This window comes from Microcystis ichthyoblabe FBCC-A1114 (assembly GCF_050500245.1).
Taxonomy (GTDB): Bacteria; Cyanobacteriota; Cyanobacteriia; order Cyanobacteriales; family Microcystaceae; genus Microcystis; species Microcystis ichthyoblabe_A.
On sequence record NZ_CP191408.1, the window covers coordinates 3,775,045 to 3,795,291 of the forward strand.

General features: G+C 39.9%; 19 protein-coding genes and 1 pseudogene. 12 read left to right on the plus strand and 8 right to left on the minus strand.

What is annotated here, in order from left to right; genetic code table 11:
• The first annotated feature begins 95 nt into the window (after positions 1 to 95).
• Positions 96 to 1,445: an AAA family ATPase gene (locus tag ACQY1Y_RS18275; protein WP_002800942.1), complete on the plus strand. Its 1,350-nt coding sequence runs from the start codon at positions 96 to 98 to the stop codon at positions 1,443 to 1,445.
• Positions 1,432 to 5,130 carry a CHAT domain-containing protein gene (locus ACQY1Y_RS18280; protein ID WP_430013298.1) on the plus strand — a complete coding sequence of 1,233 codons (3,699 nt, stop codon included), beginning with the start codon at positions 1,432 to 1,434 and terminating at the stop codon, positions 5,128 to 5,130. The genes ACQY1Y_RS18275 and ACQY1Y_RS18280 overlap by 14 nt, the downstream gene beginning before the upstream one ends.
• A gap of 79 nt (positions 5,131 to 5,209) precedes the next feature.
• Here the strand turns inward: ACQY1Y_RS18280 and ACQY1Y_RS18285 are convergent, their stop codons facing one another.
• On the minus strand, positions 5,210 to 5,611 hold the full coding sequence (locus tag ACQY1Y_RS18285) for a hypothetical protein (protein ID WP_008206040.1): 402 nt from the start codon (positions 5,609 to 5,611) through the stop codon (positions 5,210 to 5,212).
• Positions 5,612 to 5,822: 211 nt separating this feature from the next.
• On the opposite strand from ACQY1Y_RS18285, the gene ACQY1Y_RS18290 reads away from it, so the two are divergent.
• The gene (locus ACQY1Y_RS18290; RefSeq protein WP_256377565.1) at positions 5,823 to 5,948 is read left to right on the plus strand and encodes a hypothetical protein; all 126 of its coding nucleotides are present in this window, start codon (positions 5,823 to 5,825) and stop codon (positions 5,946 to 5,948) included.
• Here ACQY1Y_RS18290 and ACQY1Y_RS18295 read toward each other — a convergent pair.
• From ACQY1Y_RS18295 to bchL, 4 genes are all read right to left on the minus strand, one after another.
• Entirely contained in the window at positions 5,945 to 6,748 is an 804-nt protein-coding gene (locus tag ACQY1Y_RS18295) for a nucleoside phosphorylase (RefSeq protein ID WP_430013299.1), read from the minus strand. The genes ACQY1Y_RS18290 and ACQY1Y_RS18295 overlap by 4 nt on opposite strands.
• A 77-nt stretch (positions 6,749 to 6,825) precedes the next feature.
• Positions 6,826 to 8,226, minus strand: coding sequence for a ferredoxin:protochlorophyllide reductase (ATP-dependent) subunit N (locus ACQY1Y_RS18300; protein WP_002773285.1), 1,401 nt, complete (start codon positions 8,224 to 8,226; stop codon positions 6,826 to 6,828).
• Positions 8,227 to 8,242: 16 nt separating this feature from the next.
• The gene (locus ACQY1Y_RS18305) at positions 8,243 to 9,007 is read right to left on the minus strand and encodes a DUF5331 domain-containing protein (protein WP_103112656.1); all 765 of its coding nucleotides are present in this window, start codon (positions 9,005 to 9,007) and stop codon (positions 8,243 to 8,245) included.
• 238 nt (positions 9,008 to 9,245) lie between these two features.
• The gene (gene bchL / locus ACQY1Y_RS18310; protein WP_430013300.1) at positions 9,246 to 10,115 is read right to left on the minus strand and encodes a ferredoxin:protochlorophyllide reductase (ATP-dependent) iron-sulfur ATP-binding protein; all 870 of its coding nucleotides are present in this window, start codon (positions 10,113 to 10,115) and stop codon (positions 9,246 to 9,248) included.
• Between the two features lie 458 nt (positions 10,116 to 10,573).
• Here bchL and ACQY1Y_RS18315 point away from each other — a divergent pair, with 458 nt between their 5' ends.
• The 4 genes from ACQY1Y_RS18315 (at position 10,574) to ACQY1Y_RS18330 (ending at position 12,527) form a co-directional block, all read left to right on the plus strand.
• Positions 10,574 to 11,419, plus strand: coding sequence for a hypothetical protein (locus ACQY1Y_RS18315; RefSeq protein ID WP_430013301.1), 846 nt, complete (start codon positions 10,574 to 10,576; stop codon positions 11,417 to 11,419).
• Between the two features lie 4 nt (positions 11,420 to 11,423).
• Positions 11,424 to 11,609 carry a hypothetical protein gene (locus ACQY1Y_RS18320; protein WP_002751529.1) on the plus strand — a complete coding sequence of 62 codons (186 nt, stop codon included), beginning with the start codon at positions 11,424 to 11,426 and terminating at the stop codon, positions 11,607 to 11,609.
• 80 nt (positions 11,610 to 11,689) lie between these two features.
• Positions 11,690 to 11,869 (plus strand): type II toxin-antitoxin system RelE family toxin, encoded by a 180-nt coding sequence (locus tag ACQY1Y_RS18325; protein WP_002773272.1) that lies wholly within the window; start codon positions 11,690 to 11,692, stop codon positions 11,867 to 11,869.
• A 289-nt stretch (positions 11,870 to 12,158) separates the two neighbouring features.
• Positions 12,159 to 12,527, plus strand: a complete 369-nt coding sequence (locus ACQY1Y_RS18330; protein ID WP_002738247.1) for an STAS/SEC14 domain-containing protein — start codon at positions 12,159 to 12,161, stop codon at positions 12,525 to 12,527.
• Positions 12,528 to 12,939: 412 nt separating this feature from the next.
• On the opposite strand, the gene ACQY1Y_RS18335 is transcribed toward ACQY1Y_RS18330, so the two are convergent.
• Positions 12,940 to 13,881, minus strand: coding sequence for a DUF1517 domain-containing protein (locus tag ACQY1Y_RS18335; protein ID WP_430013302.1), 942 nt, complete (start codon positions 13,879 to 13,881; stop codon positions 12,940 to 12,942).
• A 208-nt stretch (positions 13,882 to 14,089) separates the two neighbouring features.
• On the opposite strand from ACQY1Y_RS18335, the pseudogene ACQY1Y_RS18340 reads away from it, so the two are divergent.
• Together ACQY1Y_RS18340 and ACQY1Y_RS18345 are read left to right on the plus strand one after the other, a co-directional pair.
• A pseudogene (locus ACQY1Y_RS18340) lies at positions 14,090 to 15,379 on the plus strand (phosphopantothenoylcysteine decarboxylase).
• 43 nt (positions 15,380 to 15,422) lie between these two features.
• Positions 15,423 to 15,722 (plus strand): 2Fe-2S iron-sulfur cluster-binding protein, encoded by a 300-nt coding sequence (locus ACQY1Y_RS18345; protein ID WP_430013303.1) that lies wholly within the window; start codon positions 15,423 to 15,425, stop codon positions 15,720 to 15,722.
• Between the two features lie 63 nt (positions 15,723 to 15,785).
• Here ACQY1Y_RS18345 and psbQ read toward each other — a convergent pair whose 3' ends face one another.
• Positions 15,786 to 16,226 carry a photosystem II protein PsbQ gene (gene psbQ / locus ACQY1Y_RS18350; RefSeq protein ID WP_002737745.1) on the minus strand — a complete coding sequence of 147 codons (441 nt, stop codon included), beginning with the start codon at positions 16,224 to 16,226 and terminating at the stop codon, positions 15,786 to 15,788.
• A 241-nt stretch (positions 16,227 to 16,467) separates the two neighbouring features.
• Entirely contained in the window at positions 16,468 to 17,601 is a 1,134-nt protein-coding gene (locus tag ACQY1Y_RS18355) for an FAD-dependent oxidoreductase (RefSeq protein WP_149107473.1), read from the minus strand.
• A gap of 219 nt (positions 17,602 to 17,820) precedes the next feature.
• Between ACQY1Y_RS18355 and phaA the strand changes: the two genes are divergently transcribed.
• From phaA to ACQY1Y_RS18370, 3 genes are all read left to right on the plus strand, one after another.
• Positions 17,821 to 19,011 carry an acetyl-CoA acetyltransferase PhaA gene (phaA, locus tag ACQY1Y_RS18360; RefSeq protein ID WP_430013304.1) on the plus strand — a complete coding sequence of 397 codons (1,191 nt, stop codon included), beginning with the start codon at positions 17,821 to 17,823 and terminating at the stop codon, positions 19,009 to 19,011.
• Positions 19,012 to 19,023: 12 nt separating this feature from the next.
• Positions 19,024 to 19,740, plus strand: coding sequence for an acetoacetyl-CoA reductase PhaB (phaB, locus tag ACQY1Y_RS18365; RefSeq protein WP_002751543.1), 717 nt, complete (start codon positions 19,024 to 19,026; stop codon positions 19,738 to 19,740).
• Between the two features lie 216 nt (positions 19,741 to 19,956).
• Entirely contained in the window at positions 19,957 to 20,169 is a 213-nt protein-coding gene (locus ACQY1Y_RS18370) for a hypothetical protein (protein WP_002784823.1), read from the plus strand.
• Positions 20,170 to 20,247: the final 78 nt, after the last annotated feature.

Here is a 20,247-nt window from a genome sequence, read left to right on the forward strand (position 1 = left end):
TAAGATGCGTTCCCCCTGATACTGGATTTAGGGAGATTGTATTTTTTGAAAAGCTATAATATAATTAATTATGATTATTCAGATAATATTGTTCAATGACTATGACCAAAACTAATCTTGCCAAAAATCTCAAAGAAGCTTACCGAGTTTGTAATCTTGATCCTCTAAGGGGTGAAGCTATGAAACGATATTATGTTGATTTATCAAAAGTTCGCAATACCAAAGCTATAGGTCAAGTTGATACAATTCTTGAATTTCAAGAACCTGAAAAATTTACAACAATTTTATTTACAGGTCATCGTGGCTGTGGAAAAAGCACAGAATTAAGGCGAATTCAGGAAAGATGGCAAGAAAAATATTTTATTATTTATTTAGAAGCTGATCGGGAAATTGACATTGAAGATGCGCGTTATATAGACTTATATTTAGTATTAATTAAGCAAATTGAATATGAACTCAGACAACGAGGAATTAAGTTTGATGATGAACTTCTGGGTAATTTTGAAGCTTGGTTTAAAGATATCACAGAAGAAACAGAGGAAACCGTTGAGAAGTCTGTGAGTATGTCGGGAACTTTAGATGTTAGTTCCTCTCCCTTTCCTATTCCTTTTGTAGCTAAATTATTAGTGAAATTATTAGCACAAATTAAAGGGTCTGATAAACGTAAAAAAACAATTCGTCAAACCTTGGAACAAGATATTTCTCGCTTACAAGCTGATGTAAATTTTTTACTAGATGATGGGTTTAGAAAATTACAGCAAAAATTTCCTCAATATCAAGGATTTTTAGTAATATTCGACAATTTAGATCGAGTAACACCAGAAGTAGGCGATCATTTATTTTTCGATTATGCAGCACAGTTACAAGCCTTGGGATGCAATATTATTTATACTGTGCCAATTTCTACAATCTATTCAGCTAAAAAAGTCAATAATTTTTTCGAGAACTCTAATATTGTCCCGATGATCAATATCTACAATTTACAAAGAAATAAGCCCGATTTAGACTATCAAGAAGAAGCCTTAAAAGCTGTTGCTAAATTAATTGAAGTTAGGGTTAATGTTCAGGATATTTTTGCTAATTACGATGATTTATTAAGTTTAGCTAAAGCTAGTGGCGGTCATGTTAGACAACTAATGCAAATGATGAGAACTGCTATTACTTCAGCAAATGCAAAAGGCGGCTCTAAAATTGATAGTGAAGACGTACAAACTGCCATTAAACAAGTACAATTTGATTTTGAAAGAGTCATTCCTGATGAGCATTATACTCATTTAGTAAATGTCTATTTAAACAAGGAAATTAATAACAATCAAATTGGACAACTTATGTTATTTAATACTTCTGCCTTAGAATATAATGGTAATGATAGATGGAACTATATCAATCCAGTTGTTGAATCTATTCAAGCTTTTAAAAAGGTATTAAAAAATGTTAGAAACTAAATCTTTCTCTATTTCTAATCATCGTTTATTTTTAGTAAAAAATCAGCAGAGATTAGCTGAGTTACTAACTTTTATTGATTTTGCCGAAGGATTAACTATTGGCTTTATTGAAGTTAACCGCAATGAGGAAGCTAACTGGATAGTTGAGAGTTTAATGAATAATTCTCAATGTCAAAATATACAATTTATTGTTTTAAATATAGATGATTCTCAGGTGCGTTTTTTATTAGATGAAATTTTAAACTATTTATCTAAAAATCCCCCTTTAGAAGATAAAAAGCAAGTGTTAATTATCAAAGGATTAGAAAATTCTATCGGATTTAAGGATTATCCCCCTATTTTACAAAATCTCAATTTTGTTAGAGACGCTTTTACTTATGATGTTCCTTATCCCATATTATTTTGTTTACAAAACGATACTATTACTAGATTTGCTAGATTTGCCCCTGATTTTTGGGCTTGGAAATCAGGTATTTTTAAGTTTGAATCTCTACCAGAAGAAAAAAATATTGATCGTCAATTTGTGAATTTTGCTCGGGTTCTTGAACGAGATGGAGTATCAGAAACTCAAGCAAGAATTGATCTATTAACTAGATTATTTGCAGAGTATTCAGCAGAAAAAAATATATCTATGATGATAACAACTTTACAGCAATTAGGGGTTGCTTATTACCGTAGAGGAGAGTTACAAAAAGCGGAAGAATCTTTGCTAGAAGCTTGGAATTTAAGTAATCAAATAACATCATTAGAACCGACAAAAGTAGCCACTCTTGAGACCTTGGGTTATGTATATAAGAAATTAAAGAAATATGAGGAAGCAGAAACAATTTATCAACAGGTTTTGAATGTTTATTCTGAGCAAAATTTTTCTCAAAAATGGGCTAAAATTCAAAATAGTTTAGGTAATGTTTATCTTGACAAGAATCAAGGCAGTAAAGCTGATAATTTAGAAAGGGCGATCTCTTGTTTTAATTCTGCTTTAGAAGTATATACCCGTGATAGCTTTCCTTCTGAATGGGCAATGACACAAAATAATCTGGGGGTTGCTTATAGTAATCGCATCAGAGGGGAAAGAGCGGATAATTTAGAGTTAGCTATTGTTGCTTATAACCAGTCTTTAGAAGTATATACCCGTGATAGCTTTCCTGAACAATGGGCAATGACACAAAATAATCTGGGCAATGCTTATAGTGATCGTATCAGAGGGGAAAAGGCAGAAAATTTAGAGTTAGCTATTGTTGCTTATAACCTGTCATTAGAAGTATATACTCGTGATAGCTTTCCTGAACAATGGGCAATGACACAAAATAATCTGGGCAATGCTTATAGTGATCGTATCAGAGGGGAAAAGGCAGAAAATTTAGAGTTAGCTATTGTTGCTTATAACCTGTCATTAGAAGTATATACTCGTGATAGCTTTCCTGAACAATGGGCAGGAACACAAAATAATCTGGGGAATGCTTATAATAAGCGCATCAGAGAGGAAAGAGCGGATAATTTAGAGTTAGCTATTGTTGCTTATAACCTGTCATTAGAAGTATATACCCGTGATAGCTTTCCTTATGAATGGGCAATGACACAAAATAATCTGGGCAATGCTTATAGTGATCGTATCAGAGGGGAAAAGGCAGAAAATTTAGAGTTAGCTATTGTTGCTTATAACCTGTCATTAGAAGTATATACCCGCGATAGCTTTCCTTATGAATGGGCAATGACACAAAATAATCTGGGCAATGCTTATAGTGATCGTATCAGAGGGGAAAAGGCAGAAAATTTAGAGTTAGCTATTGTTGCTTTAAACCAGTCTTTAGAAGTAATAACCCCGACTGCTTATCCTATAGACTGTTTACAAACAGGACGAAACTTAGGGAATGCTGCTAACCTAATCGAAGACTGGGAAACCGCTATCAAAGGCTACAATTTAGCCATCGAAGCGTCAGAAATAACCCTACTAGAAGCATTAAACCCCCAACGACAACAAGAAATCCTCTCCGATGCAATGGATGTTTATCATGGCATTGTTAAATCCTATCTCAACCTCAATCAACCAGATCGCGCCTTAGAATACGTTGAACGTAGTAAAAACCGCTATCTAGTCCAATTGCTTACCGATCGAGATATCTATCCTAAAGGTAATATCCCCCAAACTATTATTACCGAATTAGATCGCCTCCGTCGTGCCATTATTGGGGAAGAACAACGGTTAGCCATCCAAGAACAAACCCGCAATCGGGGAGGAATTTTAACCCTAGATGAACAAAAACAACCCATCTTAAATGACTATACTCACCTCAATCAATTAAAACAAGAATTAAATCAACTCATTGACCGTGAAATAACCACCATAGACCCCACTTTTAGCTTAACTCAAAAGGTTGAAAGCATTCCTCTAAGTGACATTCAATCCTTAATTGATCAAGATACTGCCATCTTAGAATGGTATATTGCAGGGGATAGTATTATGGCGTTTATTGTTACTAATGAGGGTTTGATCCCCCCTAACCCCCCTTCAAAAGGTTTGATCCCCCCTAACCCCCCTTCAAAAGGGGGGAATAGTGAGGTAAAAGGGGTTAAAGTTTGGCAATCTTCAGCAGAAGATCGAGGAAAATTGATTGATTTTATTAAAGATTATCGTGACGCTTATGAAAATAATAAAACCGAGTGGATTAAAAATCTTAATTCTTGTTTAAATCAACTGTCAGAAATTCTCCACATTGATGAACTTTTAGAACTGATTCCTAAATCCTGCGATCGTCTCATCCTAATTCCCCATTGGTTTTTACATATTATTCCCCTTCATTGTTTACCCCTAAAAAATGGACAATTTCTTTATCAACGCTTTTCTGATGGTGTAGGATACGTTCCCAATTGCCAACTTTTAAAACTGGTAAAATCATCACGGCGTGAAAAATTTGATCGTCTTTTTGCTATTAAAAATCCCACCAGAAAAGACCTAAAACCTCTCTTAGGAGCAAATCTAGAAATCGAGAGAATTAGTCAAGGATTTGCTGCTGAAAAAACTATTATTATTGGTGAATCAGAAGCATCAGAACAAACTCTAGAAAACCGTCGTCAAGAATTACAAGCATCTCATTGTATTCACTTTTCTTGTCATGGTAAATTTGATAATGAATCCCCTAGAGATTCCGCTTTAATGTTAGCAGATCCAGATGGTAACTTAGGAGAATCAGCTAACCTAACCCTAGCAGAAGTCTTTGAAAAATTTGATTTAAGACAATGCCGTTTAGCAACTTTGTTTTGTGATGAAAGTGGTATAATCGAAAGTAATGCTAATAGTATTAGTGATGAATATGTAGGTTTACCGAGTGGTTTTCTATTTGCAGGTAGTTCTAGTGTAGTTAGTACCCTTTGGACAGTAGATCCCCTAGCAACTACGTTATTTATGACTAAATTTTATCACGATCTTAAACGAATTTCTATCCGAGATGAAGGAAGTATCGCTATTGTTTTAAATCATACTCAAACTTGGTTAAGAACATTGAACAGTAAAAAATTAGCCAGAATTAAAAATAGTCAAAAATTCCAGCAATTACTTGATCGAGTCTTTGAAAGTAAACGGGATAGAAGAAAATTCCAAGACTTATTAGAAGCTGCGGTTAAACGTGAACCCTATCCCTTTGCCAATCCCTATTATTGGACGGCATTTATCGCAACAGGAGTTTAATCTATTGTTCCTTGAGAATACAATTAAGTTGAGGTATTCTCCCCCCTTTTTAAGGGGTGTTGGGGGGGATCACTTTGATTTAAGAATCAGGATAATTTTGACAAAATTTATCCAGTCCTTGATCCTGAATATAAACAGCAACTATAGCAGATAAAATTCCCGCGACTTGCGGAGGACACATCAAATATCCTACAATAATACCTGTTAAAGTAGGGATAAGTGCGGGTAAATATTTTTCTCGCAACTTCGGTTGACAAATAGAATCCCGACATTTATTAAGAACAATAACAAACCAACGAAAATCAGCATTATCTTCTACCCCTTCAATCCCGTTACGAGTGGCAATAGACTCAGCAGCATCTGCTAAATCTCCCTCCCATTCCTCAATAACATCAAGTGCAATTAAAGCGTTCTCATTGTCCGCAAATTGAATACGGTACTGAGCAATTTTTTCCGGTGTTAACTGCGTTGCGTCTGACATAATATGATTCTTAAAGCTAAAACCAATTTTTTCCCATTATCTCACCTTATAATCGTCTCGTCGCTAAAGGTTTTGACTTTACCGATGACAAGTTAATCCGGTCAAAATTAGCTTAGAAGACTAAGAATAAGCGAATTTTTTGGGGTGAGAATTTACTTTTGTCAAAAATTATTACATATTCGCCAAAAAATACACTTTTTTGAGCAAATTAATGTACCCTAATTATACAAGGCGATCAATTATTTTGTCCCAGGAATTACGCGCTAAACTTATCTCCTGTTATCCCGAAAGTCAGGAAAAAGAGGAAGTCTTAATGAAGATGATTTCTGAACATTAATCAATTGAGGATGGGGAGAGGTTGCTAACGGTCAATATTGCCACCTGAATCGCTTTTTCGATAGCCTGTTGTTTGCTTTCTAAACTAATCCCTTCCTCTTTGCTTCTTTCGGCAATCACAGCACAAATACAAGCGGCAGTAAATCCATAAACCCCCGCCATTTTAAATAAAGTTCCCGCTTCCATTTCATAATTGAGAATATTTAAACGTCGATATTCTTCCGTAATTCCCTCTAAGTGACGCTGAAGATAAGGGTTAGCAGAAGACAGGATTCTTTCCTGTCCTTCATAAAAACTATCCACAGAAGCGGTAATACCTACATGATAATTTACTCCCAAAAATTGAGCCGATTTGACTAGAGCAACTGTCAAAAAAGGATCCGCCACTGCGGGATATTCCGGAGGAGCAATATCATTAGCTGCACCTTGCCTACATAAAGCCGCTTGCGAGATAATAATATCACCGATTTTTATTCTATTTTGAATTGCGCCACAAGTACCGATACGAATAATAGTTTTAATTCCCACCTGTATTAATTCATTAACCACAATACTCAAAGATGGCGCACCCATGCCACTGGTAGCCAGAAGAATTGGGGTAGAATTATCTAGATAGCCAAGATAACTATTTAATCCGCGATAATCCGATAGTAAACGTGCATTTTGTAAATAAGTTTCAGCAATATAGCGCGAGCGTTCTGGTTCCCCCGATAATAGGGTGATAGTCGGTTTTACTGTGCCTAAATCCTCACTGCTAAAGTTGAGATGATAGGGTTTTTGGTGAGATAAGTTATTGGACATTGAAGTGAACTAAATACAGAAAAAAGGTAAGGAATTGATTTTCCTTACCTGATGATTGTACACTTTTGACAACAGAATTACACTTTTGCTGACTCTTTAACTAACTTATCCCAACCCAATTCCTTGAGGTTATTGTTGCGACGCAGGGGACGGGTAGCTAACTCTAAAATATCTCGCGCATTGGTAAAACCATGAATTTGAGCAAAAGTAAATTCTACCGACCATTTAGTGTTAATTCCCCGCGCTTCTAAGGGATTTGCATGGGCCATTCCTGTAATTACTAAATCAGGTTTTAACTCGTAAATGCGCTGAATCTGATTGTAGTTATCAGGTTTTTCAATAATTTTCGGGATGGGGACACCCATATCATTACAGGTTTTTTCTAGTAATGCTAATTCGGCCGCTTGGTAGCGTTTATCCATGTAGGGAATACCGATTTCATCACAAGTCATCCCACAGCGAATTAGGAAACGTGCCAGAGAAATTTCTAGTAAATTATCCCCCATAAAGAAGACCGATTTACCGCGCACAAGTTGCAGATAATCCTCTAAACTTTCCCAAATTTTTGCCTCTCTTTCTTCTAATCCCTGCGGTTGTACTCCCAAAACCGAACAGATTTTTTCTATCCAAGCGCGGGTTCCATCCGGACCGATGGGAAAGGGTGCGCCAATTAATTTACACTTACGACGACGCATTAAAGTGGTGGCAGTTCGTGATAGAAAAGGATTGACACCAGCCACATAATAACCTTCTTCAATTACCGGTAATTCAGTAAAACGTTTGGCCGGCAACCAACCATCTATTTTAATTCCTTGTTTTTTTAATTCTAGGGTTAAATTAGTCACAATTGGGTCGGGAACAGAACCAAATAAAACTAAAGGATGATGGTCTTTATATTCCGATTCTTCCTGTTTAATTTCTTCTTTTTTACGTCCAAAAGTTAAGAGTTTCTGGATGGCATTCCGTTCTTCTTTTTCATCTTCATGCTTAACTTTTTCGGGACATTTATGCACCATGGAAGCGAGGACGGTATCTTCGCCTTGGGTAAAGGCATAATCTAAACCATTAGCGCGTGCTGTCACGATAGGAATACCGATTTCTGACTCTAGTTTCGGTGCTAATCCTTCTAAGTCCATTTTGATAATTTCGGTGGTACAAGTACCAATAAAAACGATAACGCTAGGGTTTCTATCTCGTTTAATTTGTAAGCAGAGGCGTTTTAGTTCTTCGTAGTCTTTTAGTTGAGCGGAAATATCCCCTTCTTCTAATTCGGCCATAGCATAACGTGGTTCGGCGAAAATCATCACCCCCATAGCATTTTGCAGGAAGTAACCACAGGTTTTTGTGCCGATAACAAGGAAGAAACTATCTTCGATTTTTTGGTATAACCAAGCAACACAGCTAATCGGACAAAAGGTGTGATAGTTGCCGGTTTCACAATCAAATTGTAAAGCGCTCGGTTCTTGAGTGGCAGTCATGTTTTTTGGTTCTCCTTTAACTTGGTTTATTTAGGTTTTCTTGTTGTAACTCTTGGCGGATTTTTTGCAGTACAGGATCCTCAGTAGGATATAAAGAATTACTTAATTCTCTTTCTTTCTTTTCTAGTCGTTTTTTCTCAGGATCAAAATTTAATCCTAAAACTTCTAGAAGTTTGTTTCCATCGGAACTAAGCTGACAAAAGGGATACATCCACACTGATAATTGAGATTCTAAAACGGTCATTGCACCTATAATGATGTCAGCACTAGGACGTTTACCACCGTCGGGAGTTTTTCGCCACGAATCTTTAGAATCCATTAAAGACTTAATCCACGGTTGATTGTTTTGGTAGTAATCTAACCATTTATCTGGTAAGATTTTTAGCAATTCCTCAAAAATAATTACTTTGTTTTTTTCGACTGATAATTGTTTTTCTCGGAATCCGTTGAGATATTCAGTGTGCGAATTAGAAATCAGTAATTCTTTTTCCGATTTTTCCAACTCCTTTTTTTCAGAATCAAAATTTAGTCCTAAGACTTCTACCAGTTTGTCCCCATCGGAACTAAGTTGACAAAAGGGATACATCCACACTGATAACTTAGGTTCTAAGGCTGTTGCTGCCGCTATAATTATGTCAGCACTGGGACGTTTACCACCGTCGGGAGTTTTTCGCCACCAGCCTCTAGAATCCATTAAAGACTTAATCCAAGCTTGATTATTTTGGTAGTAATCTAACCATCGCCGCGGTAAGGTGGCTTTTAATTCCTCAAAGTTGCTCATTTTGTCCCCTTGGCTAAATAATGATGTTTTCCCTATTAGAATTCCCAATGAGAGGAAAAAATGATCATTATCAAGTCCTCGATAAAATTCGTGGGTAGGGTGGGTTAGGTGACGATAAGTTAGGCTATTAACTAATAAGTTAATTCTTCGCCGTAACCCACCCAGAAAAAGAGTTTATTGGTGATTATTGGTGGTTATTGGTGGGTTACGCTGTCCCTAACCCACCCTACAAAATAATCTAAACCATCATTAGATCTAATTCCGCCTCGGCGTTAACTTTCGGTTTATCGGCATTAAGATAGAAATCCGATAATAAAGTGAATAATTCCCGGTCGGCAGATTCTTTGGGAATAACTCCTTCTGGTTTGGCTAAAATCTGATCGGCAATGTTGAGATAATAGTCACAAACGTAACTTAACATCGGATCTTTGTCGGCCATTTCAAAGAGAGTTTGACCTTTAACTCTGGAGACGCGAATATCTTCAATTAAGGGTAAAACTTCTAACACTGGCATGGGAACATGATCCACATATTTATTAATTAAATCGCGTTTTGAGGTGCGATTACCAATTAATCCGGCTAGTCGCAGGGGATGGGTGCGCGCTTTTTCCCGGACGGAAGCGGCGATGCGATTGGCGGCAAAAAGAGCATCAAAGCCGTTATCTGTGACAATTATGCAGTAATCGGCGTAATTTAAGGGTGCGGCAAATCCTCCACAGACCACATCCCCCAAAACATCAAACAAAATCACGTCAAATTCATCAAAAGCGTTCAATTCTTTTAATAATTTCACCGTTTCTCCGACGACGTAACCGCCACAACCAGCACCGGCCGGGTGTCCACCCGCTTCCACACATTTGACTCCACCGTAACCTTCATAGATAACGTCTTCAGGCCAGATGTCTTCGTAGTGAAAATCTTTTTCTTGTAGGGTATCGATGATTGTGGGAATAAGAAAGCCTGTCAGGGTGAAAGTGCTATCATGCTTGGGGTCACAGCCTATTTGTAGGACTTTTTTGCCTCTTTTGGCTAAAGCAGCCGAAATATTACAGCTTGTTGTCGATTTACCGATGCCACCTTTTCCGTAGACTGCGAGTGTTAAAGGCATGGAAGTTCTCCTAAATGTACGCTTGAATGGTGAGTTTGTTTATCAGTGCTTTGATCGCAATTATTGACCATCTCCCCACCCCTTGGCAAGAGGCTCAATTTTTATCTGCTATAGCTAGAGTGAGAATAAAAGCTTAAAAATTAGATTAACAATTTTTTACAGCCTATAAAGTCTCTGAAATCGACAAAAACTTATAAAAACAGTTTTATTTATATATTTAATTTAAATGCAAACAATAAACAAAAAACCGCCAAAGCTTTACAAAAACTCGATAAACAGGGTTTTACCGTGCCAAATCCAGATAAAAAAGGTCAAGATAGAGCCAGTCTAGAGACCGATGTCAGATTTTCGTGAATAATCATTACAATTTTCCCGGTCAGCAGATTAAATAAATCGATCCTGAGAAGGATGCCGAAAGGCTGTAGTACAATTAGAACAAAGTACCTGTAGGGTTTCCTATGCGAGTTAAGCAAAAAACGCTGACTACACTCTTATTAGAGAATAAAGCTCCTAAATATCGTCCTTTTCTGGGTTTTTTTCTGGCTGGGTTTCCTTTTCTGTTTTTAGCCTATGTAGTTTTTTCCCAGCGCGCTTATCTCGACTGCATTCGGTTAGGTACAAAAAGGATAGATTGTCAATATGTCCAAGAGTATAATTTTCCTATTTCTAGTCGGGAAAATTTTTCTTTAACTCACATTAAAGCTACGGCTGTCTATCAGGAAGTTTTTATCAGTGTTGAGCAGGAAAAAACTGTTAATAACGCGGTTTTATTGGTCGGAAGAAATAACCATCTCTACATCGAGAATTTTCTAGATGTGCAGTCAGCTAGTGATTTTAAAACTCGATTTGAGAATTTTGTGAATAGATATCAAGCTCAGGAAATTATTGCCAAAAGTCCCCTAGATACCTTGTCAGCACTGCTAGAACAGCATCATAATTATCCCTATTATCTCTGGGGTATGTTATGCTTATTCTCTGGTCTATTGTTATTTTATGATGCCAGCTATTGGGAGAGTTATGTCTTTAATCAGGGTACCGCCACCCTAACCCGTAGGCGACAACATTTAATTTTTAGAAGTGAAAGCGATTATCTTCTAAAGAGAATTGTTGAGGCAAAGATAGAAGATTACAATGGCTTTTTAGGGTCTAATTACCGAGGGATTATTTTAATCTTATCCAACGGGGAAAAAATTATTCTCAATCGCCGGTTACTGGAATCTATCAGTAACGGAAAAAGGGAAGAAAAAATCCTAGCAATGATTGCCGAAAAGTCAAACTTAACTCAAGAAGACCTGTTAATCTAAGTAAATGCGCTCAAATTCTAGTTATTTAAAGTCTCTTTTTTTCAGTTTCCTATTGGTGACTGTGTTAGTTTATGTATTACGCGGCATGGGAATATTATCCTTTTTACCCGGAGGATTAATTTTGTTATTAATTCTCTCTTCCGTGGTGACGGGAATCCTCTACGGAATCGATAAAACCCGCCGTTTTTAGGAAAATATTGGCTCTTCCTTTCAGTCGAGATACTGGAATCACTTCAACAGAATTAAAATACAAATTATTTGGAGATAGACTTGGCTAATTATATTCTACTCAGACAAGCAGAACGCTCCTTAGAAAGGATGCCTAAAAATGATCAAATTCCTATTCTTGAAGCTTTAGATACTTTGATTTCGGATTCTACAAAATTAGATATTAAACCCCTTTACGGAAGAGATGAACTAAGATTGCGAGTAGATAAATATCGAGTGTGATTTTTTGAAGATAGAGATAACAATCTATAGGTCATTACAACTATTAAACCTCGCGGCGATGTCTATAAATGATACCAGAACTCTTTTCTAGAGTGCTGTTTCTCCTTTCGCCATAAGACAGTGATTCACAGAAGTAAGGAGTTTCTGGTGTTTTCCACTGTTTTACCGCTTCTCATGCTTAATATCGTCTTCCATAATGTCGAGGTTATAGCTCGTCTAGTAATTCTGGTGAAACCGTCTATTTGTGATAGCATAGAGTTAGACTTCGACCATTTGGGAGAGGCAAACTATGATAGATTATAATTTAGACGCGGCGCATAGCATTCTCTGTATGCGACCTACATCTGCACTTGCGGCAGAAGATTTTGTCAAGATTGCAGAGGCAGTGGATCCCCACATTGAAGCCACTGGTGGCCTTGCTGGCGTGATCATTGAAGTTCCCGAGTTCACTGGTTGGGATAGTTTTGGTGCCTTGGTCGCCCATTTCCAGCTCATACGCGACCATCACAAGTACGTCAGTAAAGTTGCAGTGGTGACTGATTCCACTCTGGTTAAACTGATCGAAAGTCTGGCTTCCCACTTTGTCTCAGCTGAAGTCAGGCAGTTCCCTTGGGGGGAGACTGAGGTAGCGACCCAATGGATCTTGGGCGGTTCCTGATTCCCTTGCAGTATAATAGACATTTCCAGAAATTAACCTCAATCTGGCCTAAATTTTGGAGATGTCTAATACCAAATCCGTTTTTAATATAGCGTTTCTGATTCACAAGAGGTACATTCCCGATCCTGAACAGGTTAATCAGCAAAGGTTTAAGTGTGCCGCACAGATGCGAGAACCGCTATAGTATGATTGACTGCCAAGTTATGAATTGTTTTTCGCTGCTCCCTGCTCTTCTATGCCTTTTAACAGGATTTAGCCATAATCGGTGGAGTTGTTAGGTTTCCTTCCGAGGGACTAACCTACGAAACTCACCCCATCACCGGCCAATTGATTTTTTTAGCAAACCCTAATCAAAAAATCTCCCCGTAATAAGGGAGATTTTAGCTAATATCTAGAGTTATTCCCCGACAAATTACACTAATTTCAGATCGGGATAATTGGCGAGAATGTCATCTTGACTGAGAATATCACCCTCGCTTTGGGGGGTCCAAATCACTTCTACCGCTAAAAGTCGATCGCCTCCCATACTACCAATTTGTTGCAGGGCTTGTTTCAAGTCTTGGGAATCATTAATTTTGGCTAGAGAAAATTTACCAACAATGCCGGCTAAAATAGTCACCAAAATATAGCCTTCTGGTGCGGTTTTAGCTAATTCCCCAGCCGATTCGGGTAAAATATTTTCTTGAGAACCTTGACGCAGTTGATTATTGTAATTAGTTAAGGTTTCCGCCGTTAGTTTACCGCGTTCGTTAAGAGACCACTGATTAAACTTCGCTTCTGCACTGCTGAGGCTGGTTTGTTGGCAATCGACGTTACCATAAACCCAGTATTCCGGATGACGTAACAGGGCGAGGGCCGATTCTTGTAAGACTTCGACTCGTCCCTCGGAGGTGCTAGTATCGACAGTTAGGGCGATTTGATTTAATTCTTGTTGCAGATAACGGGCATTAGCCAACAAACCCACCTGTACTTTAGCCACGGAGACGGTTTCATAACCGGATTCTATCGTCATACCATTCTCGTCACTGCCTCCACCATTACGGAAAGCATTAACGAGGAAATTGGCAATAGCAAAAAAGATTAACAGAGATATTAAGCCACCGCCACCACCACCCCAAAAGAAGGGTAAGAGGAAGGGAAAACCAATACCGCCACCGTAACCGGGGGAACTGTAACCACCACCTCTAGAAGGGCTAATACTGCGACTAGGGGCGCGAAAACTACCGCCACCCATTCTACCCCCCGATGCCGCCAAAGCACTGGGAATAGAACCGAAAATCAGCGTTGTCACTAATCCTAGAACTAATAACGGCTTGGCAAGCGATCGAACTTTAGTTAAAATTTTGTCAATCATAAGAACACCGAAGCAACCCTTTATTTACTAGCATAACGAGTTTCTCGCTCAGGGATAGACAAATCTTGAATAGGGATAACCGAATCAGTTATCAGTGATCAGTTATCAGTTAGAAGGTGTTGGGTATTGAGATTTTAGGGTTTTGGGGTTTTGGGGTTTTTTAGTTGAATTCCCCCATTTCCCCATTTCCCCATTCCCCCATTCCCCCATTCCCCCATTCCCCCATTTCCCCAAATTTATGACTTGGAATTTCTCCCCTCCCACGGATTCGGACTTAGGCGATCGCGAAGTACCCTTAGAAAATCATCATCTCTGGGGTAAAAGGATTGCTTTACTGGTGACAGGAGGGATTGCGGCCATGAAAGCGCCGCTAATTGCCCGATCTTTGCGGAAATTCGGGGCCACAGTCGTGGCTTTTGTCTCGGAAGAAGCTTTAAGATACGTCACTAAGGAAGCTTTGGAATGGAGTACGCTTAATCCCGTAGTTAGTCAATTAACGGCAAAAGCAGAACATTTAAGCGATCAATCTCCCTTTGATCTTTATTTAGTCGCTCCCGCTACCTATAACACGATTAATAAGTTTCGTTACGGAATCGCTGACGGAGTGATCACTTCATGCTTGGCCTCGGCCTTGGGACGACTGGAAAAGGGAAAAACTAAAATTCTGCTCGTCCCCACCATGCACGGCAGTTTACATAATGCTATTCTGAGCGAATCTTTGCAAACTCTCGATCGCTTGGGAGTCGAGATTATGCCACCCCGGGATGATTACGGTAAACACAATCTCCCCGGGGAAAAAGAGATTACCGTGGCAGCCTGTGGGATTCTCAGTAATTCTGTCCTGAAAAATAGGCCGATTTTAGTTACTGGTTGACCCACACCCGTGATTATCGATAATATTCGTCGTTTAACCAATCGTTTTACTGGACAATTAGGGGCCGCTATTGCAGAAGAATTATACCTGCGCGGGGCCAAGGTGCAGTTAATCCACGGACGGGGCAGCTATACACCCCCCGCTTATTTACCCCACGAAATTATTGAAACTTATGACGAGTATCTAGGGAAGGTTATGGGAGAATTAGAGAGTAAAGATTATAAATTTGGGATTTTTTCGGCGGCAGTGGCAGATTATCGCTTAGAAAGCCCTTTTTCTGGTAAGATTCCCAGTGGAGGGCAGTTAAATCTTAATTTTGTGCCGACGGAAAAAGTGATTGACAAGGTGAGAGAAAATTTTCCCGATTTAGAGATGGTGACTTTCAAGTATCAGGAGGGAGTCAGTCAGGAGGAGTTACTGGAAATCGCCCGCAAACGCCTAGAAAAGGGCTATCAGGCGGTCATTGCTAATAGGGGTGAGGAAAAGGGCGATCAAGGGGAACAGGTGGCTTATTTGGTCACAAAAGCGGCACTGGGGAAATTTATCGGTAAAAAAGCGATCGCTATTGCCATCGCCGAATATTTAGAAGAGCGAGCCAAAAATGTTACAATCAAAAAAATTTAATATTTTTTAATATTAATTTGCAAAAATTTAGGGTAATACAGTCATGGGTAACATCAACTTCGTCAAAGAGAATAAGATCGTGGTAGCGGCAGATGGAGCGAATTTACGAGAGAAAGCAGTCCAGAATGGCGTTGATATCTACACTTTTAGCGGTAAATTGATGAATTGTGGCGGTTACGGTCAGTGCGGTACTTGTATAGTGGCAATTGTCGAGGGAATGGAAAATCTCTCGGTCAAAACCGACTTTGAGCAGCGCTGTCTGAAGAAAAAACCCGAAAATTATCGTTTAGCCTGTCAAACCATGGTTAATGGCCCGATCAGCGTCCAAACTAAACCAAAATAGCACTTATCGGTTTTTTAGCTGCGGCCCGATCGGTGATCACCGATCACCGATCACTGATACAAACTAACTAGGAACAATATTTAAGAAAGCATCGAAGTCTTTTAATGCTTCTTGGAATTGATTAGCAGCAAGACTAGCATCTTTTTCTTTGGCTGCCGCATCGATACGTTCAAAGTGAACGAAAAGATTTTTCGCTAACTGCTTGGCTTTTTCTTGGTCTTTGGGCAGTAAATTACGGGATAATCCTACCATTTCCTGACGCAATTGCCCCAAAGGGCCGTGGATATAGGTGCGAGTATCTACCCAATTTTTGTCAGCGATGAGGTCTTGCAAAACGCTCATTTTTTGGCGAAATCCTTCTATGGGTTGGATGTAAACCTGTAACTGTTCGATTTTTTGGGGACTATAGACGGTGGGGATAGTTGCTTGGGGACCACTGCAACTAACCAGCAGGGTAGTAACTAGGACTAAAACTAGGGAAATAATCGAGCGAAGACGTGGCATTGGTTTATATGTACTATTTAACAAACTATTGACGTTCTCTCCCTTAACCAGTCAAGGTATCGGGACGATTTTTACTTTATCAGGTTGTGGGATTCCCAAATCAGATTTTACTCCCAACGGCCTTGACAGTAACTCGGTGCTATTGGACGATAATCAGCAATTTTGCCTCTGATCCCCCCTTAATCCCCCCTCCTTGATAAGGGGGGTGTCTGATAATTTTTAACACCTACCTACTTATTAACTAGAGCTTATCAAATTGTCTCATAAAAGCTCGATCGATCCGATCTTTCCATAACCATAATAACGGTGATTGCCAGCCAAAACCGCCCCAAGATGCGATCGCTTTTTGGTCTCCTGTGCCGATTAAACTCAGATAATTTTTCTGGGGAAAATAGGGTTTTAGGGGCTGATTTTGCAGAATTCTTGCTAAATTATCGAACAGGGGTTTTCCTTGTCGGACGGCAAAAACTCCCGCTTTCGGACGGGGATAATCTGGAATCGTGGCAATATCTCCCACGGCAAAAATATGGGGATGGGAAAGAGATTGCAGATAATTATTCACTAAAATAAACCCTTTTTCATCTGTCAGTAATCCTGACGCTTTTATCCAACTAGGGGCCGAGGCAGCCGTTACCCAAATTGTATAATCCATCGGTAAAACTAACCCCGATGAACAGATAATCTGGTCTGCTTGCACTGCCGTCACATCCGTTGATAAATATAATCTAATTCCCCTTTGTTTAAAAATATTCTCCAAACGTTGACCGACCCAATTATTATGGGCTGATAGGAGTTTTTTTCCTCGATGAATTAGAGATAAATTCAAATTACTGCTAGAGTTGAGAATTTTGGCCAAACGGGACTGCATATTTAAAGCTAATTCAACTCCGCCCGCGCCACCACCAACAATGACGATATTTAGAGTATTATTAGGGTTACTAACCGCTTTTTTGAGTATTTCTTGCCATCCTTCCCGAAAAATCGGCACGGGTTTGGCGGGGATAGCGTACTCTTTAGCACCGATAACATTATCCACTGCCGGAATGCTGCCGATATCGATCGAGAGATAATCAAAGGGAATCGGTGAAGAATTATGACAAATTACTTGACATTTTTCCGTATCTATGAAATTAGCCTTGTCTAAACAGAATTGCGCTTGAGAATACCTAGCTAGAGAAGGTAAATCGATATGAGTCTCGGCAAAATCATAAAAACCGGCGATGTGGCCGGGTAACATTCCCGAATAGGGGGTATGGGTGACATCGCTAATTAAAGTTAATTGAACGTTTTTTAGGGGTGATTGCCCCCAAAGACGAAGGGCGATCGCATGACTATGGCCACCACCGATAAAAACTAGGCGCTTGACTAAATCCATAAAAAAAGGGGATTGCTGCCGGAAAAGTTAAATTCTAATGAATATATCTTCTGACACAGAAATTCTGTTGCAAAATCGAGAGTAGATAGACAAAAACTCAAGGCATCGAGGCCAGGAACTTTTAACCAATGACAGTCAATTGGGATTTTGATCTTTTCGGACTCGATATTCTTAAGTAAATTCTATCTATTATCTTCGCTTCCCAATAGAGAGAAGTCTATGCAAGAAGTTTATATCGTGGCCGCTGTCCGGACTCCAATTGGTCGTTTTGGTGGGGGATTAATCGGATTATCCCCGGCCGATTTAGGGGCAACAGTGATGAAATCTGCCCTAGAAATCGCTAATTTGCCCCCAGAAGCCCTAGATTTGTACATTTTCGGCAATGTTTTGGGATCGGGTCATGGTCAGTTAATCCCCCGACAAGCGGCGATTAAAGCGGGAATTCCCGTAAGCGTGGACGGATATCGGGTGGATATGGTTTGTTCTTCCGGAATGATTGCCGTTAGTAACGCTGCCACCTCAATTCGCGCCGGAGAAGCGGATCTCGTCCTCGCTGGTGGTATTGAATCCATGTCCCAAACTGGCTTTTTTCTCTCCCATCGGGCCCGGTGGGGTTATAAATTCCTTATGGGTGCGCCGGAACAATTAACCGACCTATTACTACACGATGGCTTAACCGATGCTACCACGACTGAGGGCATGGGTTCCCAAGTCGATCGCCTCTGTCTCGATCGCGGTGTCTCTCGGCAAGCATTAGATGAAATTGCCGCTTTATCCCACCAAAGAGCGGCCACAGCCACAGAAAAAGGCTGGTTTAAGGGCGAAATCGTGCCAATTGAGCTTAAATCTAAGAAAGGTTCCACAATTCTTGATCAAGATGAGGGTATTCGTTCCGATAGTACCCCGGAAGGTTTAGGAAAACTGCGGCCAGCTTTTAATCCGTCGGGAGTTTTAACCGCAGGGAATAGTAGTCAGATTTCCGATGGGGCTGCCGCTATCCTTTTAGCCAGTCAAAAAGCTGTGGATCAGTACGGTTTAAAACCAATTGCCAAAATCCTTGGCGGTGCTGTGGGTGCTGGCAAAACCGATCGCTTCCCAGAATTCCCCGTCCTCGCGGTGAAAAAATTACTGGCATCTCTAAATAAAACGATCGAAGATTTCGATTTAGTGGAAAATAACGAAGCTTTTGCCTTAAATAATCTGCTTTTTGAGATGGATCTGGGGTTAGCGAGGGAAAAACAAAACGTTCACGGTGGTGCGATCGCCTTGGGTCATCCCATCGGCGCTTCCGGATCGCGAATTCTGGTGACGTTAATTAACGCGTTGAAAGTACAGGATAAAACCCTGGGTATGGCGGCCATCTGTCATGGGACCGGTGGCGGAACAGCGATCGCAATTGAAAGAGTTTAGGAGGAAAAAGCTATGGTATCTCTGGGACTAGAGGAGAAAGTTATCGTCGTTACCGGCGGAAATCGAGGCATTGGGGCGGCTATTGTCTCTCTTTTGATAGATTTGGGGGCCAAGGTGGCTTACACGGATTTAGTCGCCGATAATCCCCAGGGTTTAGGCATTGTCGCCGACGTGACTAAGTTGGAATCCATGGAAGCGGCAGCTCAACAAATTGAAGCGGAATTGGGACCGGTTTACGGTATCGTCGCTAACGCGGGGATTACCAGAGATAACTTTTTCCCTAAATTAACGCCGCTAGATTGGGATTTAGTGATTAATGTCAACCTAAAAGGGGTTAATCACACGATTAAGCCGTTTATTGAGGGAATGTATGAACGACAAGCGGGATCGATCGTTTGTATTAGTTCTATTTCCGGTGATCGCGGTAATGCCGGCCAAACTAATTACGCGGCTACAAAAGCGGCAGTTATCGGTTTAGTCAAATCCTTAGCGCGAGAAGCTGCCCGTTATAATATTCGCGCCAATGCGATCGCACCGGGGTTTATTAACACGGAAATGACTTTAGCGATTCCCGATAAAGTTCGCGATAAAATCACCGCCGAAATTCCCTGTCGTCGCTTCGGTGAACCCGCAGATATCGCCTGGGCAACTGCCTATTTACTCTCTCCTGTTGCCAGCAGTTATGTCTCTGGAGAAGTCCTCAGAGTTAATGGGGCCCATCACACCTAATCAGTTATCAGTTATCAGTTATCAGTGGGTAAGTTATCAGTTATCTAATTCAAAGATGGAAAATGTGTTTGTTATCGAAAAAATCGGTTCTAAAACCTCGCCTTAAGGCGAAAAGTTTTTGGAGCGGGGCATAAATCCCCATTACAAAAACGGCCTCCTGCTCCTTGCCTCCGTTATTTAGCGCCCGTTTAGCTAGTAAACAGGAGAGAAAAAATTATGAATCAGGAGTCTGAAGAAACGGTTAATGACGAGATGCGAACTGAATATGACTTTTCTGGTGGTATTCGTGGCAAATATTATCAAGCTTATCGACAGGCTAGTAATGTGATCATTCTCGATCCCGATGTGGCGGAAATTTTTCAAGATTCAGCCTCAGTCAATGAAGCGTTAAGATTACTGGCAAAAATTGCCAAGTCTGGAAAAATATGACTTATCGGTTATCAGTTATTGGGTGTAGAGTGGGTTAGTAAACTAGCGAAATCAGCGTTAAAGGAAAAGGGCAAAAAT

What these genes read in the sequence shown, in the direction of transcription:
- ACQY1Y_RS18275 (WP_002800942.1), top strand. Translation starts at nt 96, where the DNA reads ATGACTATGACCAAAACTAATCTTGCCAAAAATCTCAAAGAAGCTTAC.
- ACQY1Y_RS18280 (WP_430013298.1), top strand. Translation starts at nt 1,432, where the DNA reads ATGTTAGAAACTAAATCTTTCTCTATTTCTAATCATCGTTTATTTTTA.
- ACQY1Y_RS18285 (WP_008206040.1), bottom strand. Translation starts at nt 5,611, where the DNA reads ATGTCAGACGCAACGCAGTTAACACCGGAAAAAATTGCTCAGTACCGT.
- ACQY1Y_RS18290 (WP_256377565.1), top strand. Translation starts at nt 5,823, where the DNA reads ATGTACCCTAATTATACAAGGCGATCAATTATTTTGTCCCAGGAATTA.
- ACQY1Y_RS18295 (WP_430013299.1), bottom strand. Translation starts at nt 6,748, where the DNA reads ATGTCCAATAACTTATCTCACCAAAAACCCTATCATCTCAACTTTAGC.
- ACQY1Y_RS18300 (WP_002773285.1), bottom strand. Translation starts at nt 8,226, where the DNA reads ATGACTGCCACTCAAGAACCGAGCGCTTTACAATTTGATTGTGAAACC.
- ACQY1Y_RS18305 (WP_103112656.1), bottom strand. Translation starts at nt 9,007, where the DNA reads ATGAGCAACTTTGAGGAATTAAAAGCCACCTTACCGCGGCGATGGTTA.
- bchL (WP_430013300.1), bottom strand. Translation starts at nt 10,115, where the DNA reads ATGCCTTTAACACTCGCAGTCTACGGAAAAGGTGGCATCGGTAAATCG.
- ACQY1Y_RS18315 (WP_430013301.1), top strand. Translation starts at nt 10,574, where the DNA reads ATGCGAGTTAAGCAAAAAACGCTGACTACACTCTTATTAGAGAATAAA.
- ACQY1Y_RS18320 (WP_002751529.1), top strand. Translation starts at nt 11,424, where the DNA reads ATGCGCTCAAATTCTAGTTATTTAAAGTCTCTTTTTTTCAGTTTCCTA.
- ACQY1Y_RS18330 (WP_002738247.1), top strand. Translation starts at nt 12,159, where the DNA reads ATGATAGATTATAATTTAGACGCGGCGCATAGCATTCTCTGTATGCGA.
- ACQY1Y_RS18335 (WP_430013302.1), bottom strand. Translation starts at nt 13,881, where the DNA reads ATGATTGACAAAATTTTAACTAAAGTTCGATCGCTTGCCAAGCCGTTA.
- ACQY1Y_RS18345 (WP_430013303.1), top strand. Translation starts at nt 15,423, where the DNA reads ATGGGTAACATCAACTTCGTCAAAGAGAATAAGATCGTGGTAGCGGCA.
- psbQ (WP_002737745.1), bottom strand. Translation starts at nt 16,226, where the DNA reads ATGCCACGTCTTCGCTCGATTATTTCCCTAGTTTTAGTCCTAGTTACT.
- ACQY1Y_RS18355 (WP_149107473.1), bottom strand. Translation starts at nt 17,601, where the DNA reads ATGGATTTAGTCAAGCGCCTAGTTTTTATCGGTGGTGGCCATAGTCAT.
- phaA (WP_430013304.1), top strand. Translation starts at nt 17,821, where the DNA reads ATGCAAGAAGTTTATATCGTGGCCGCTGTCCGGACTCCAATTGGTCGT.
- phaB (WP_002751543.1), top strand. Translation starts at nt 19,024, where the DNA reads ATGGTATCTCTGGGACTAGAGGAGAAAGTTATCGTCGTTACCGGCGGA.
- ACQY1Y_RS18370 (WP_002784823.1), top strand. Translation starts at nt 19,957, where the DNA reads ATGAATCAGGAGTCTGAAGAAACGGTTAATGACGAGATGCGAACTGAA.